Annotated in this window: 11 protein-coding genes; 4 read left to right on the forward strand and 7 right to left on the reverse strand. The window is 53.2% G+C overall.

All coding sequences use genetic code 11. From position 1 onward, the window contains the following. Positions 1-4: 4 nt before the first annotated feature. Together rsmH and QET40_RS12185 are read right to left on the reverse strand one after the other, a co-directional pair. The gene (gene rsmH / locus QET40_RS12180; RefSeq protein ID WP_280127445.1) at positions 5-1555 is read right to left on the reverse strand and encodes a 16S rRNA (cytosine(1402)-N(4))-methyltransferase RsmH; all 1551 of its coding nucleotides are present in this window, start codon (positions 1553-1555) and stop codon (positions 5-7) included. Then, the gene (locus tag QET40_RS12185; protein ID WP_280127446.1) at positions 1552-2010 is read right to left on the reverse strand and encodes a division/cell wall cluster transcriptional repressor MraZ; all 459 of its coding nucleotides are present in this window, start codon (positions 2008-2010) and stop codon (positions 1552-1554) included. Before QET40_RS12185 ends, rsmH begins: the two co-directional genes overlap by 4 nt. Before the next feature lie 154 nt (positions 2011-2164). Here QET40_RS12185 and QET40_RS12190 point away from each other — a divergent pair, with 154 nt between their 5' ends. The 4 genes from QET40_RS12190 to QET40_RS12205 all read left to right on the forward strand — a co-directional run bounded on the left by QET40_RS12190 (position 2165) and on the right by QET40_RS12205 (position 6531). Next, positions 2165-2944 carry an MBL fold metallo-hydrolase gene (locus QET40_RS12190; RefSeq protein ID WP_280127447.1) on the forward strand — a complete coding sequence of 260 codons (780 nt, stop codon included), beginning with the start codon at positions 2165-2167 and terminating at the stop codon, positions 2942-2944. A gap of 35 nt (positions 2945-2979) precedes the next feature. Next, on the forward strand, positions 2980-3639 hold the full coding sequence (locus QET40_RS12195) for a trimeric intracellular cation channel family protein (protein WP_280127448.1): 660 nt from the start codon (positions 2980-2982) through the stop codon (positions 3637-3639). 79 nt (positions 3640-3718) lie between these two features. Beyond that, positions 3719-5863 carry a glycoside hydrolase domain-containing protein gene (locus tag QET40_RS12200; RefSeq protein ID WP_280127449.1) on the forward strand — a complete coding sequence of 715 codons (2145 nt, stop codon included), beginning with the start codon at positions 3719-3721 and terminating at the stop codon, positions 5861-5863. Between the two features lie 200 nt (positions 5864-6063). After that, positions 6064-6531, forward strand: coding sequence for a hypothetical protein (locus QET40_RS12205; protein ID WP_280127450.1), 468 nt, complete (start codon positions 6064-6066; stop codon positions 6529-6531). Positions 6532-6619: 88 nt separating this feature from the next. On the opposite strand, the gene QET40_RS12210 is transcribed toward QET40_RS12205, so the two are convergent. From QET40_RS12210 to QET40_RS12230, 5 genes are all read right to left on the reverse strand, one after another. Beyond that, positions 6620-8560, reverse strand: coding sequence for a beta-galactosidase (locus QET40_RS12210; RefSeq protein ID WP_280127451.1), 1941 nt, complete (start codon positions 8558-8560; stop codon positions 6620-6622). A gap of 100 nt (positions 8561-8660) precedes the next feature. Then, entirely contained in the window at positions 8661-10664 is a 2004-nt protein-coding gene (gene tkt, locus QET40_RS12215; protein ID WP_280127452.1) for a transketolase, read from the reverse strand. 135 nt (positions 10665-10799) lie between these two features. After that, positions 10800-11648, reverse strand: coding sequence for a serine O-acetyltransferase (cysE, locus tag QET40_RS12220; RefSeq protein ID WP_280127453.1), 849 nt, complete (start codon positions 11646-11648; stop codon positions 10800-10802). Between the two features lie 49 nt (positions 11649-11697). Beyond that, on the reverse strand, positions 11698-12957 hold the full coding sequence (locus tag QET40_RS12225; protein WP_280127454.1) for a terpene cyclase/mutase family protein: 1260 nt from the start codon (positions 12955-12957) through the stop codon (positions 11698-11700). Further along, positions 12954-13772, reverse strand: coding sequence for a YdjY domain-containing protein (locus QET40_RS12230; RefSeq protein ID WP_280127455.1), 819 nt, complete (start codon positions 13770-13772; stop codon positions 12954-12956). The genes QET40_RS12225 and QET40_RS12230 overlap by 4 nt, the downstream gene beginning before the upstream one ends. Positions 13773-13824 lie beyond the last annotated feature (52 nt).

Consider the following 13824-nt stretch of genomic DNA (forward strand, 5'->3'; position numbering starts at 1 on the left):
TAAATTAGTCGGTTGTTTTTTCTACACCGCGCAACTTGGCGCTGCGGGATCGGGGGTTAAGAGATAATTCCCGTTCATCCGCCACAATCGGGCGACGGGTCAACAATTGAAAACAGTAATCGGGATTGGGCCTTGGTTCCGGCCATTCCTTGCGGTCGATTTCACGGCGGCTGTGCAGATCGAAGAACTGCTTGACACGGCGGTCTTCCAGACTGTGGAAGGTGATGACAGCCATCTTCCCCCCTTTCCGGAGAAGTTTGACGGAAGCATCCAGTAAATCGTCCAGTGCGCCTAACTCGTCGTTGACTGCAATGCGCAATGCCTGGAATGTGCGTGTGGCAGGATGCTGCTTGCCCTTGCGAGGCAATACGGAAGAAACAATACCGGCAAGCTGGAGCGTCGTCGTGATCGGAGCTGCGGAACGGGCTTTGACAATGGCCCGTGCGATCGCGCGGGAAGCGCGTTCCTCGCCGTATTCCCACAGGATTCCGGCGATTTCTTCTTCAGGAGCGGAGTTGACGATATCCGCAGCGGATTTTCTCAACTCCGGCCCCATACGCATATCAAGCGGCCCATCTTCCCGGAAAGAAAAGCCGCGTTCAGCCGTGTCCACTTGATGAGAGGATATACCGAGGTCGGCAATAATACCGTCTACCTTGTCCACTCCCTGTTCGGCCAACAAAGCTTCCATATCCCGGAAATTGCCGGCCAAAGTCTTGAATCTGCCGCCGAAGCGTGCCAAGCGCAGAGTTGCCGCGCGCCGGGCATCCGGATCCTGATCAATGCCCCAGACGGTAGCGCCTCGTTCCAGCATCAACTCCGTATGGCCTCCACCGCCAAGAGTCGCATCAACAATCAACTTTCCTTCCTCCGGATCAACAAGATTGACAGTCTCCTCCAAAAGTACGGTTACATGACTGAAAGCAAGTTCTTTACTGGAGAATTCGTGCCCATCCTGCACAGCAGGAGCAATCACTTCTCCGGCTTCGGAAAGCAATGAGTCTATGAACCGCTTCTGTTCTTCCGGACGAACGGAACGTCCATAGAAGTTCTCACCCATAGCGGGAGCAGCCAGCCTCCACATGCGCACGCATGCGTCGATGCCGCATTCCCCGGTCAATCCCATCAACACATGAGCATGATTCCCGAACATGCCTGCGGCAATCAACTGATAGCCTTCTCCGGCTTCCAGAGCCTCCAGAAGAGCCAGGCGTTCAGAGGGGGACTCCACTCCATGGCGGCCTTCCGCCAGTACGCGTTCCACAATCGTCTCAAACGTTCCGTTCAAGCGTTCCCCCAATTCGGCAAGTTTCCCGTAGGCTCCTTTCTGTCCAGCCCGACTCATTTCCTCAGCATTGGCAGCCTTGGCGGCATTCCAAGCCGAGACATCTTCAGGAGCAAGAGCACCATCCGTCCAGAACGTCACCAGATATCCCGGAGTTTCCAGCTCGTTTCCCGTCACGATGCAAATGCCATCCGCCCCCACGATCCACCCGGGACGCTGAAATAATTCCGCGTCCTGAAGGGACATCGTTTTGTATTCGGGGGTCTTCATTGGAAAATTCCAAATTCTGCACTGAACTCTTCCAGCCTGGCTTTTTCAAGACATTCAAATTCGTCGTAAATATCCGGTCTCCAGATTTCGAAGTAGGATCCGCGACCGACAAGTCTGACTTCTCCGGACAAATTCGCCTGTTCGCACATTTTTTTAGGAATCAGCATTTTGCCTTGGGCACTAATCACCGTCTCAACACATTCGGCATACAGGCGCCCGATCACCATTTCTTTGATTGCGGGAGTCTTGTCCGAACTACGTACCATCGCCACATACTCGTCGAACTTCGCGTGAGTCAGGGCCTTGATCATCTTCAGTCCTTCCTTCTTGGCTTCCAGCAACAGCAAGGGGCACCCCTCGCCCGGCTCCCATTCAGAGGGAATCGCAACGCGATTCTTGGGGTCGAGTTTGTGGATAAACTTGCTACGCAGTTCACTGGAAATACCTTTAAGCATCACATGAGATACACTTCAGTGCATTTCAATACACTTCAATACCTGTCAAAAGTCAATCACGCATGTTAAAAAAGAGAGGTTTTAGGCAAAAAAAAATCCGGGAAGAACGATTTGGGCGCTTGCGACTCCGCAAAGCTCTGCTAAAATCGCGCCCATGTTGGATTTCTGTGTATTGGGCAGCGGTAGTTCCGGGAACGCCTCCGTCATTCGTACCCAAAACACAATGATACTGATTGATGCCGGTTTCAGCGCCCTTCGTCTGAAAAAGAAGTTGGAAGAATTACGTATCGGCCTAGAGAGAATCAGTGCCATCCTTCTGACTCACGAACACACCGATCACAGCCAGGCCCTCGGACAGATTACTAAAAAGTATAAAATTCCCGTCATGGGAACGCGGCACACATGCATGTACTTGAAGGAAAAAGCCCCGAACGCTTCGTGGATCAATTTTGAAAAGGGCTCCAGCTTCCAGATCGGCGACATCACCGTCATGCCATTCGCCACATCACACGATGCCGTAGATCCGGTCGGGTTCAGAATGGCAACCACGGACGGTACACTCGGATTCCTCTCCGACACAGGCTGCTGCAATACAACCATTGCCCGCAGCCTGGAACATGTCGATGCACTCTACATCGAATCCAACTACGATCCCCATCTTCTTGAAACTACACCCAAGCGTCCCTGGCCTCTCAAACAGCGCATTGCATCACGCCACGGCCACCTCTCCAATCAGCAAGCCGCCGAGTTCGTTGAACAAATTGCTCATGGCGGACTTCGCCACATCATCCTGGGACATTTGAGCGGCGAAAGCAACACGGAGGAAATCGCCATGGAAACCATGGCGCGAACCATAACCAGGACAGGATTCTCCGATACTACCCTCAGTTGTTCCCGCCAACACGAAATCCTTCCCTGGATTTCCGTCGGGTAATCAGCCCTTTTACTTTTCCTCCTTCCTTTTTCCAGATGTTCCTGAGCTCTTGCGAAATCATCAGCACGATTGTTGCAGCCATCGCCGGCTCCATTGCATCGTCACGCGTCAAAATGGATCTGTTCGGCGTCATTGTCACAGGAACCATAGCCGCTCTGGGAGGAGGTACCATCCGTGACATTTTACTCGGATTGCCCGTTTACTGGACTGTGCCCACGGGTGAAAATTTCCTGCTTATTTCCGGCGTCACATGTTTCATCACCTTCTTCACCGCCCAGAAATATCCTCCTCCCCTGGGCACCATCCGCATTGCAGACGCCATCGTCCTGGCCCTCTTCGGCGTTATCGGGACGGAAAAATCCATTCTGAACGGTTTCGGTCCGGCTGTTTCCATCGTCATGGGTATCTGTACGGGGATAGCCGGGGGGCTTCTGCGAGATGCCCTCACGGGCAATGTGCCGTACGTCTTCCGTCCCGGCGAACTGTACGCCACGGCCGCCTTCCTGGGATCGGCCACCTATGTATTGCTGGACATGTTCAACGTCGATAATTCCGTCTGTTTCATCACCGGTTTCTGGATCACCCTGCTCGTACGCCTTGCCTCCATCCATTGGAATTGGAACCTGCCATCCCATCAGCCGATGTTCCGGACAGTCACCAGGAAAAGCCCCCCTCTCCCGCCCCAGTCCGAGTGAGGATTCCTCTCCTCATAAACAGCATCCCCCCCAAGTTCCACTGAAAGAAAGCAAGTTTCTTCACGTACTAGTAATTACCATGAATCCCAAGAGTTTTCTGATCACGTATGCCGCAGTTTCCCTGTCGCTTCTAAGTGCGGCCGCCTACTCTCCCAATCGCCATCCTGTCCCGGAACCTACACTGCCCCAGACAAATAATTCCCTCTCGACCAACCTTTTCCAGCATGCCAAAGTTACGGCGAGCGGAGTTTACAAAGATTTTCTTCCGGAACTGGCCGTCGACGGCAATGCATCCGACAGCGGCAAATACTGGGGCTGCGAAAACCTTCCTGTTTGGCTTCAGGTCGATATGGGGAAACCCCAATCTCTTTCCTCCATCCGATTCTGGCCTTATTGGGCCGACGGACGCATCTACCAATTTAAAATCGAAGGTTCCAAAGACGGTAAAGTTTGGAAAACACTCGTCGACCAAAGCGCCAATTCCATTTCCGGTACGGCGGACGGCAGTACCTACACTTTCCCTGCCACTACTGTCCGGTACGTCCGCACGACAATCACCAACAACTCCGCCGGCAAACAATCCGGCGGACATATCGTCGAAATTCAAGGCTTTGCCGAATCCGATCACGCCGGACTACAGGCTATTCCCATCTCAGCCGACGAACGCCAACCGGGAGATCGTCCAATCGACCCTTCCCGTATCCAGCCGGGTATCATCGACACGGCCTGGAGGGGAGAACGAGTCAATGGACAAATTGCCATCTCCGGAGACGGAGGGTTACAACAAGTTCGCCTCTCGACACAGCCTCTTATCGGACCGGATGGAACTCAAATTCCTGTTTCCGCCTCATTCGTGCGCTTCACCGGAGCCGACAAAGATGCTATCGCCGACATTATTGATCCGGATTGGGACAGAATCGACATCCCGGCCGGGCAAATCCGCTCTGTATGGGTCCAGGCCGATATTCCGGTTCAAACAGTTCCCGGTGCATATAAAGGCGTCGTTTCCGTCCATTCCCAAGGGCAGAAATCCATTGACATCCCCATCAAGATCAATGTCATGAAGGCGGCACTTCCGCCAGCCAAAGACTGGACTATGCACCTTGATCTCTGGCAGCACCCGGAAGCAGTCGCCCGCTGGCATGACGTCAAACCATGGTCCAAGGAACATTTCGATCTGATGCGACCTCTCATGAAGCGCCTGGCGGATGCCGGGCAAAAGACCATCACCTGTTCCCTGATCCATGAAGCATGGAACGAGCAAACCTACGACTGGTGGCCCTCCATGATCGAATGGATCAAAAATACAGACGGCACCATGAGCTACGACTACACCAATTTCGACAAGTGGGTCGACTTCATGAGCAACGACATCGGCATGAAAGACTCCTTCATCAACTGCTACACCATGGTTCCCTGGTCGATGAAACTCCGCTATCTCGACAAGGCCAGCGGTGAATACAAGGAACAACCACTCAACCCCGACAATGCCGAATACGAAGCCATTTGGGGACCATTTCTCACCGATTTCGTCAAACATCTCAAACAGAAAGGCTGGCTGGAACGTACCTGCATCGGCCTTGATGAACGCCCCGACAAAATGGTCGCCGCAGCTCAGAAACTGCTTGATCAATACACCCCGGGCATGCGTATGGTTTCCGCCTTCAACCACCCTACCTCCATGACGGATAGGGTTTATGATCTCTCCATCAGTATCACCCATGCGGATACCGTCGGCAAAGTACTTGAAGCCCGGAAGAAGAAAGGCCAAAAGACGACTTTTTATATCTGCTGCTCGCCAGCCAAGCCCAATACTTTCACTAAATCCTCACTAGCCGAATCGGAATGGCTCGGTATCTTCGCCGCCGCCAACAATCTGGACGGCATCCTGAGATGGGCTTATAATTCCTGGGGCAGAAACCCCTTGGAAACCACCGATTTCGGCAATTGGAAGCCTGGCGACTGTTACCTCGTCTATCCAGGAAACCGCAGTTCTCTGCGTTTTGAAAAACTCCGTGACGGTCTCGAAGATTTCGAGAAAATCACAATCCTCAGAAAGCAGGCAGCATCTCCCAAGGCCAGCGCCGAATTCAAAAAGGCTGTTTCAGACATGAACGTTCTTCTCAAGGAACTCTTCACCGTCAAACGCAGCTCCGGCAACCAGCACAAGGACGATATCATCCGTGCCCGCGCCGCCATTAACAAAGCATCCGCCTTAAGCTAACGGAATCGCATTCAATCTCTCCGATCACGGGCAATCTCCTCTCGCCAGGCGGTTGCCCGTGATGTTTTCAAGGGATAATCTCCTTTACTCCATGACGGGATTTCCTTACTCATTTGAGAATCGAATATGGGGAAAAGCGAAAATTCGAATTGGGTCTCAGTCTTACATTGTTAACTATCCCGTTTTATTTCAAGGGGAATATGGGGTCGCAACTGGATTTTCATCCGTCATGGAACGAGGCAGAACGAACTCAAATCCAGCAATGCTACAACAGATTCATCACAACCGCCGACCTCATCACCCCTGAGGCGAGCAGGGAGTTCGTCCAATATTATTTCGATAGCAAATGGGGCAATACTGTATTGTTGGGAATTTACGACATCCTGTATCCTTTCTCACATCAAGTTGTGCAAGAATACCTGACAGGAGACACGCGAAAAATGATTAAGTCAACAGCAGAAACCGGCAATGCCAGTCTGACGGACGAAAATAATTCCTCCCTGCTCATATTCTCCCTCGCTATGGGAGAATATGAACTCGCTCAATCCCTTGTCAAACGCGGTGCAGATGTCAATCTGCACTCACGGGTTCCCTTCATAATAGACATGCCGGGCGATACTCCTTTATCGTGGGCCGTCTCCACCAGAATCTGCGACCAAGCAACTTGAGAAAATGAATCCATAGAACATCAAAGAGCCGCTCCCGAAGAAGCGGCTCTGATGGAAGTGTCTAACGTATCCGGATTCGTCTACTTGATTACCATTCGTTATTCAGGTTTTTCGTCTCGACCTTGCCGGGTTCCTTATTGCGTTCGGTCATGCCGCGTACGGGCTGAGGTTCGGTTTCAACAAGATCAAGGATGTCGATCTGGTTCTTGCCGGAACGCAGAACCGTAGCCGGAACATACAAGCGAAGCTGAGGCCCGATGTTCCAGTAACGCCCCATGTTGTGGCCATTGACCCAGAGGTAGCCTTTGGTGTACTTCGACATGTCGAGGAAAGTATCCTGCGGTTTTTCAAGATTGATCACAGCACGGAAATGAGCTCCCTTGCGGGCTCCGGTCCCCTTTTTGGTAGCAGGAGCATTCACGATGGTTTCTGGAGCCAAAGGCATGGGTTTGACGATCCAGCCTGTCAACTTTTTATCGCCCAGCTTGACATCGCCATGAAGCCCCTTGCGGTCCTTTTCCATACCAATGGTAAAGTTGACGTGCCCCATGGCTTCCACAAGGATTTCCAGAGTGGCCGTCTTCTTACGTGCAGGGATTTCCAGAGATTTTTTACCTTCGCGCCTGTCGAGGGTACCCACCGGTTTGCCGTCGAGGTACACCATGGCGTAATCGTTGGCATGATCCAGCGTCAGGGTTTCGGCAGGGCCTGCCGGGATAGTCGTTTTGTAGATAGCCATCCCTTGATTCTGTCCCCACATTTCAAAATAGGGAGGAGTATCATACTTTTTCGCAAATGCCCTGGGTTGATTATCCCAGAGTCCGGCATGGAAGACGGGCTTGAATTCCGGAATTTCCATGGACGGGATTTCAGCAGGAACCTCGGGAATGCCGGCTTCCTTCGGCACCTTGGAAATAATGATATCGCGGATCTTCGTGTAGAATTCGTTGGGTCTGCCGTGTTCATCAATGGGAGATCCGTAGTCGTAACTGGTCAGATCGGGTTCATATTGTCCCGGCCCCCCGGTATTTGCACCTGCGGTCAGCCCAAAATTGGTTCCGCCATGTACGACAAACAGGCTAAAGGAACGCCCCTTGTCCATGAACCATCGGACATTGTCCACAATGCCGGGGGTGGGAGACCAATTGCCTTCTCCCCAGTGGCGAAGCCAACCGGGATAAGTTTCCGATGAAAAGACGGGAACACCGGGATTACACTTATTGGCTACATTCCAGGCAGCATCGTTAAGTCCGGGATCCAGACCGACAGCCACTCCGGGCAAGACGACTCCACGCAAAAAGCCTTCGCCGGCGCCATCGGATGTATAGAATGGGGCAAAGCCTTTCTTCGTCCAGAAATCCTTAAGCCATTCCATGTACTTGCGATCCTTGCGCTGGTAGCTGCCATACTCGTTTTCCAACTGGGTCATGAGAATGGGGCCGCCGTTCTTGGCCAGATACGGTTCTGCCACTTTGGCTATGGCATTCAGATAACGCTCCTGGGCCTTCATGAAATGGGCGTCCTCCGTCGTACGGATCTTCGCATTCGGATCCTTCAGCAAATAGGCAGGCAAACCGCCCAGATCCCATTCGCCACACACGTACGGCCCCGGACGGAAGAGAACCCACATGCCTTCTTCCTGACAAATTTTGAGGAATTCGCCAATGTCGCGGTTTCCCGTTTTGAAGTCGAACGTACCATCGGGCTTTTCCAGATCATTCCAGAACACGTAAAAAGCAATCGTGTTGAGCCCCATAGCCTTGGCCATCTGAACTCTGTGACGCCAGTACTCCTTGGGGATACGCTGGGGGTGCATTTCGCCGCCACGAATCTGGAACGGTTTGCCGTTCAACATGAATTCACTATTGTCAGCCCCTCCGAATCCAAACTGAACGGGAGCACCTTTCGTGGGCGCCGGGCGCTCGACATTGTTGGGAGCCTCTGGACCAGCCCACGAAGATGCTGCAAAGACAGCTCCCATTCCTACGGTCAGTGCGAGTTTCCCCGCATATTGATGAAACCGATACATAGGCCTGACTATATACCTTTTTCTTGATGAGGAAGACAAGCAAAAAGGCTGTTCCTGTACATGGCAGGAACAGCCCTAGGAAAGTCCGATTTCGGAATCCTCAACGGGCAAGCACACGCTTGGCGGCATCCACGACGGAATCCACCGTCATGCCCAGTCCTTCGAGGACCTGGTTTCCGGGAGCGGAGAAGCCGAAGCGGTCGATTCCGATGACTTCACCTTCCAGTCCGACATACTTCCACCAAAGGGATGTTACACCGGCTTCAATGGATATCCGCTTCTCACAGGAGGCAGGCAGAACACTCTCACGATATGCGGGACTCTGAGCATCAAAGCGGTAGAAACTCGGCATGGAAACGACGCGAATGCCATCTCCCAAACGATCCGCCGCCTGAAGAGCGAGGGAAAGTTCAGAACCGGAAGAGAGCAGGATAGCCTTAAGGACTCCCTTTTCCTTGCGGACAATGTATCCGCCTTTGAGCACACCCTGCCGACGCATCTCAACAGGAAGATCGTTAAGAGTCGCCACCTTCTGACGGGTAAGAATCAGAGCTGTCGGTCCTGTGTGGCGTTCCATGGCTGCCATCCAGGCACCTGCCGTTTCTTCAGGATCAGCGGGTCGAATGACATCAAGGTTCGGTACCACGCGGAGACTGCTGTAGGTTTCAGTCGGCTGGTGGGTCGGACCGTCTTCACCGACAGCGACGGAATCGTGAGTCAGCACGTATGTCACAGGCAATCCGCTCAAGGCGGCCACACGGATTGATCCGCGCATGTAGTCCACAAACACCAGGAAGGTTGCGGCACTCACACGGAACAGACCGTCATAAGCAATGCCGTTGCAAATAGCGCCCATGGCATGTTCGCGGATGCCAATCCAGAAATTACGTCCGGTGGGATTTTCCGGAGAGTAGTCTCCCGCATCCTTGAGATAGTTCTTATTGGAGCTGTACAAGTCGGCGCTGGTCGTCAGGAAGAAGGGATCGGCCTTGGCTATGTCGTTAATTACCTTGGCTCCGGCGGAACGCGTCGCATCGGCAAAAGACGGGTCGAACGCAGGAATAGCCTTGTCCGTTTCCCCGGCGGGGATCCCTTCGGCACATGCCTTCATCCCGGCAGACAATTCGGCAGCAAGATCAGGGTTGGCCTTGCTCCATGCATCGAAGGTGGCGTGCCACGCCCGACATGCTTCTTCACGCCTGGCACGCAGAGATGCCATGTAGGAGCGAACTTCCTCCGAAACGTAGAATCGTTCATCAGAGGGCAGTCCCCAATTGGCGTGAGCTTCCGGCCAGAATTTGGCCCCGCCTTCGCCGTGTCCCTTGGTCGTACCGGCAACTTCCGGCACGCCCTTGGCAATGATCGTTTTGGCGATGATAAGCTTGGGTTTGCCGTTCTTGCTGGAACGGAGCCGGGCAACGGTGTCGGCAATCAAGGAGATATTGTGTCCGTCAATCGTGCTGACTTCCCAGCCCAGGCTGGAGTATAAACCATCCACATCGGAAAGCTGGGTTTTATCAGCCGGAGCATCCAGCGTAATGTCATTAGAATCGTAGATAACGACGAGATTGTCCAATTTCAGCACGGCAGCCAAGGCCATGGCTTCGCGGCAGACCCCTTCCTGCATACAGCCATCGCCGGCCAGGCAGTATACCATCTGGTTGAAAATCGTATGTTCGGGAGTATTGAATCTCGCTGCGGCACGTTTGGCGGACAAAGCGAAGCCGACTGAATTGGCAACGCCCTGCCCCAATGGTCCGGTCGTACATTCCACTCCGGGCGTATCGCCGAATTCCGGGTGTCCGGGTGTTTTGGAACCTTTTTTACGGAAGGCTCTGAGATCGTCGAGGCTCAGGTCGAATCCCGTCAAATGCAACCATGAATACAGGAACATGGAGCCGTGACCGCCGGACAGAATAAAACGATCGCGATTCAGCCAGCGAGGCTCGGAAGGATTAATATTCAGTAGGTCTCCGAAGAGAACCGCACCAATTTCAGCGCATCCCAGGGGGAGTCCCATATGACCGGACGAACATTCGTACACGGCATCAATGGCAAGTCCTCTGGCCTGGTTGGCAGCTTTCTGGAGAATGTCGAGATTCATGCGCGGCGAGTATGGCGACTCCAGATTCAAAATAAAAGCCTAAAGTCACACCCGAATCTCCAGCATTGCGTCGTCAATACGCAATCCCCATCCCATATTGCCGATTCCACCTTCAAATTTCCCGAACAAGCCTCATCATCGGCACAGATCCTGCTTCATGTCCAAAGCCGGGGTAAATTCTGTCACATCGCCGACGACCGTGGCCGGAACGCCAGCAACCGTCGTATGAGGAGGGACGTCGGACAATACCACGGAACTGGCTGCTACTTTGGCGCACTGTCCAATAGTCACGCGCCCCAGTATTTTAGCACCAGCACCGATCAAAACACCCGATTCGACAATGGGATGGCGGTCTCCTTCTTCCTTGCCCGTACCACCGAGAGTTACTTCATGCAGAATGGAAACGTTATCTTTCACAATAGCCGTTTCACCGACGACAAAGCTTGTAGCATGGTCCAGCAGGATGCCGGATCCAATGCTGGCAGCCGGGTGGATATCCACAGCAAACACTTCACTGGCAACGCTCTGGAATTGCAAGGCAATCAAGTGGCGGCCCTGAGACCACAACCAATGGGCGATACGGTATGTCGAGATGGCATGGAAACCTTTGAAAAAGAGCAAAGGCTCCAGCGGTGAATGGCAAGCGGGGTCACGATCCACGATGGCAACCAGGTCATGCGCCATCTGCGCTATGATGGCAGGATCGCTTTCCAGGGCATCGCGAATGACAGGTTCCAGTTCCTCGCGTACCATATCGCGGCGCGACAACTTGCGGGCCAGGCGGGCAACAATGGCTTCCACCAAACACGTACGTGTCAGGCATACATCATTAAGCAGACTCAGCATGGACGGCTCTTCAACAAGAGCCTTCTTCGCCTCATCAATGATCCAGCTCCACACTTCCGCCACCAAGCATGCACAACTTTCACATGCCCGAATCCTCTTCCTTTTATTGCTGTCCGTCATGCGTGCGGATGCTCTCACGGGACTTGGACGCATACAAGTGAAAAAGATGCGCCCAATCCTTAACTCATTATTTCTGAATAGGGATAGAGTTGTACAACTGCTCCAGGGCCAATACCGTATAAGCGGTCACGAGGACGGGGTCCGCCTCCCACCAACGGTTGTTGGTGTTCACCCAGGAACCATCCGGTTTCTGGATGCTTACAAGTTTGGTCGCCAGATTGTCGCGCCAGTCCACTTCATCTCCGCCTTTCAATTTCAGAAAGTCGATACCCGCTGCCGACAACGCCTTGGCCATCGACTGGTAATAGTAATAAAGCCCCTGAATACCGACTCCCGGGTTCTCATCCACGGAATAATTGTTGGACAGCCAATCCAGCGCCGCCTTAACGCGCGGATCGTCTTTTCCCATGTTGGCATAGATCAAAGATTGCATGCCGGCATACGTCATGCTGCCGTAGGCATGGGCATAATCTTCCGCCATGGCTTTTCCTCCGCCCATGCCGCCGCGGCCACCTCGTCCGCCTCTGCTTCCTCTGGCGGAGGCATCGGTTCCGGGTTTGCCGGAAGGAGCTGCCTGTTTTTGCGGAGCTTGCCGTTCCGATCCGGCAGGACGGTACATGAATCCGCCTGCCTGGGAAGGATCGGAAGTCGTGTCTGGATCCTTCTGGCACCGGGAGACAAACTCGGCAGCAGCCTGCCAGTCCAATTCCGGTTGTTCACCGTACTTGCCGTCTTGGGCCAGTTTTTTGGAATAATAAACGGCTTCCAGAGCCAAAGACGTATTGGACAAGTCTGCGATGGGAGGAGCATCGGCTCCGCCATAACCGATCCCTCCATGATAGGGACTATCCGGAGCAAAATGTTCCTGCTGGCGAATCAGGTAGGCCCGGGCTTTCAACAACGGCTTGTCATAGGCGTCATTATCGGCGGCCAGAAGGGCCAGCATGCATACGGAGGTATTGTACGAGGCCAGCCCCCTGTTGAAAATACTGCCGTCTTCCTTCTGCGACTTCAGTAGGAATTCATAACTCTTCTTCAGATACTCGGGCACGGGTTTCCCTTTCTGATCCGGAGCTCTCATGGCTGCAGTCACAGCCAGAGCCGTCAAAGCCGGATAGCTAGGATCTCCCCAGGTGCCGTCCTCTGCCTGGTGAGCTTTGAGGTAGGCATTGCCTTTGTCGATCGAGTGCAGGATTTCCTGGCGAATAGAGGCATACCGGGCTATAGCAGGATCCGCAGGCGAGGCAACGGATGTCTGGGCAACCGCCGGAAGGGCTTGAAGGCCTGTCAACAGGCAAAGAACCGGAATAAAACGATTTAGAATCATGGTGCTGGTTGGATGTGTGGTTTTGAAGATTCCCGAACGGAACGGAACGGCTGAGTAATCACGATTTCGACAGGATCCCCCGGTTTCAACGGATGTTTGGAATGGACGATCCATCCCGCCTCGTTATCCCCTTCATTGTAATCGCCGATGTAATTGATCATGGACGAACGGTCGGCAAAAATCGCAATGGCGTTGCCGCACAAACTGCATTGATAGGCTCCACTGTAAAAAAAGGAATTGGTATAGAGCCACTTGTCCGCCGGAAAGGGTTGTTTGGTCCGGGCATTGATTACAAGATCCGACAGATCCGACTCCCGGTCAACCTTCCCATCCTTCCACTTCAGCTTCAACGACACATAGGCATCGGCAAAATCACGAGGTTCGGGAGGAGTAAACGGCAGCCACTCAAGGTTTTCGTCCCGAACCGGGAAGAAATTTTCAAATGCCTTGAACCCTAGCATTTTCATTGCCAGACTCATGTGGAAAGGATCCGCATCCGTCACCAGAAGAGATTCATGGAGTTTGCCGTTCGGCAAGCACAACACATACTCAATCAACCCTTCCTCCATATTGACAAGGGCAGGAACAATAACCTGTTTTCGGGCGGGATCGACGATGACTTTGCCAATTCCAATGCGACCTCCGTCCAGTTTTTCAAACGGAGGTACGCTTCTTCCGTCCGGGGATTTGAAATCGGCGAAGGCCGGGGCAGGTTCTTCCTGCTCGACATCGGCCCCTACCGGCAAGATTCCGGCGGCAAGAACGGCAAAAACGGACAGGATGGACGGTCGTACCTTCATTCGCCTTGATTCCATATGACAAAACAGGCGTCTTGTCCAAGGAAGAATGCGTACTCATCCTGCACGG

The organism is Akkermansia sp. N21169 (genome assembly GCF_029854675.1).
Taxonomy (GTDB): domain Bacteria; phylum Verrucomicrobiota; class Verrucomicrobiia; order Verrucomicrobiales; family Akkermansiaceae; genus Akkermansia.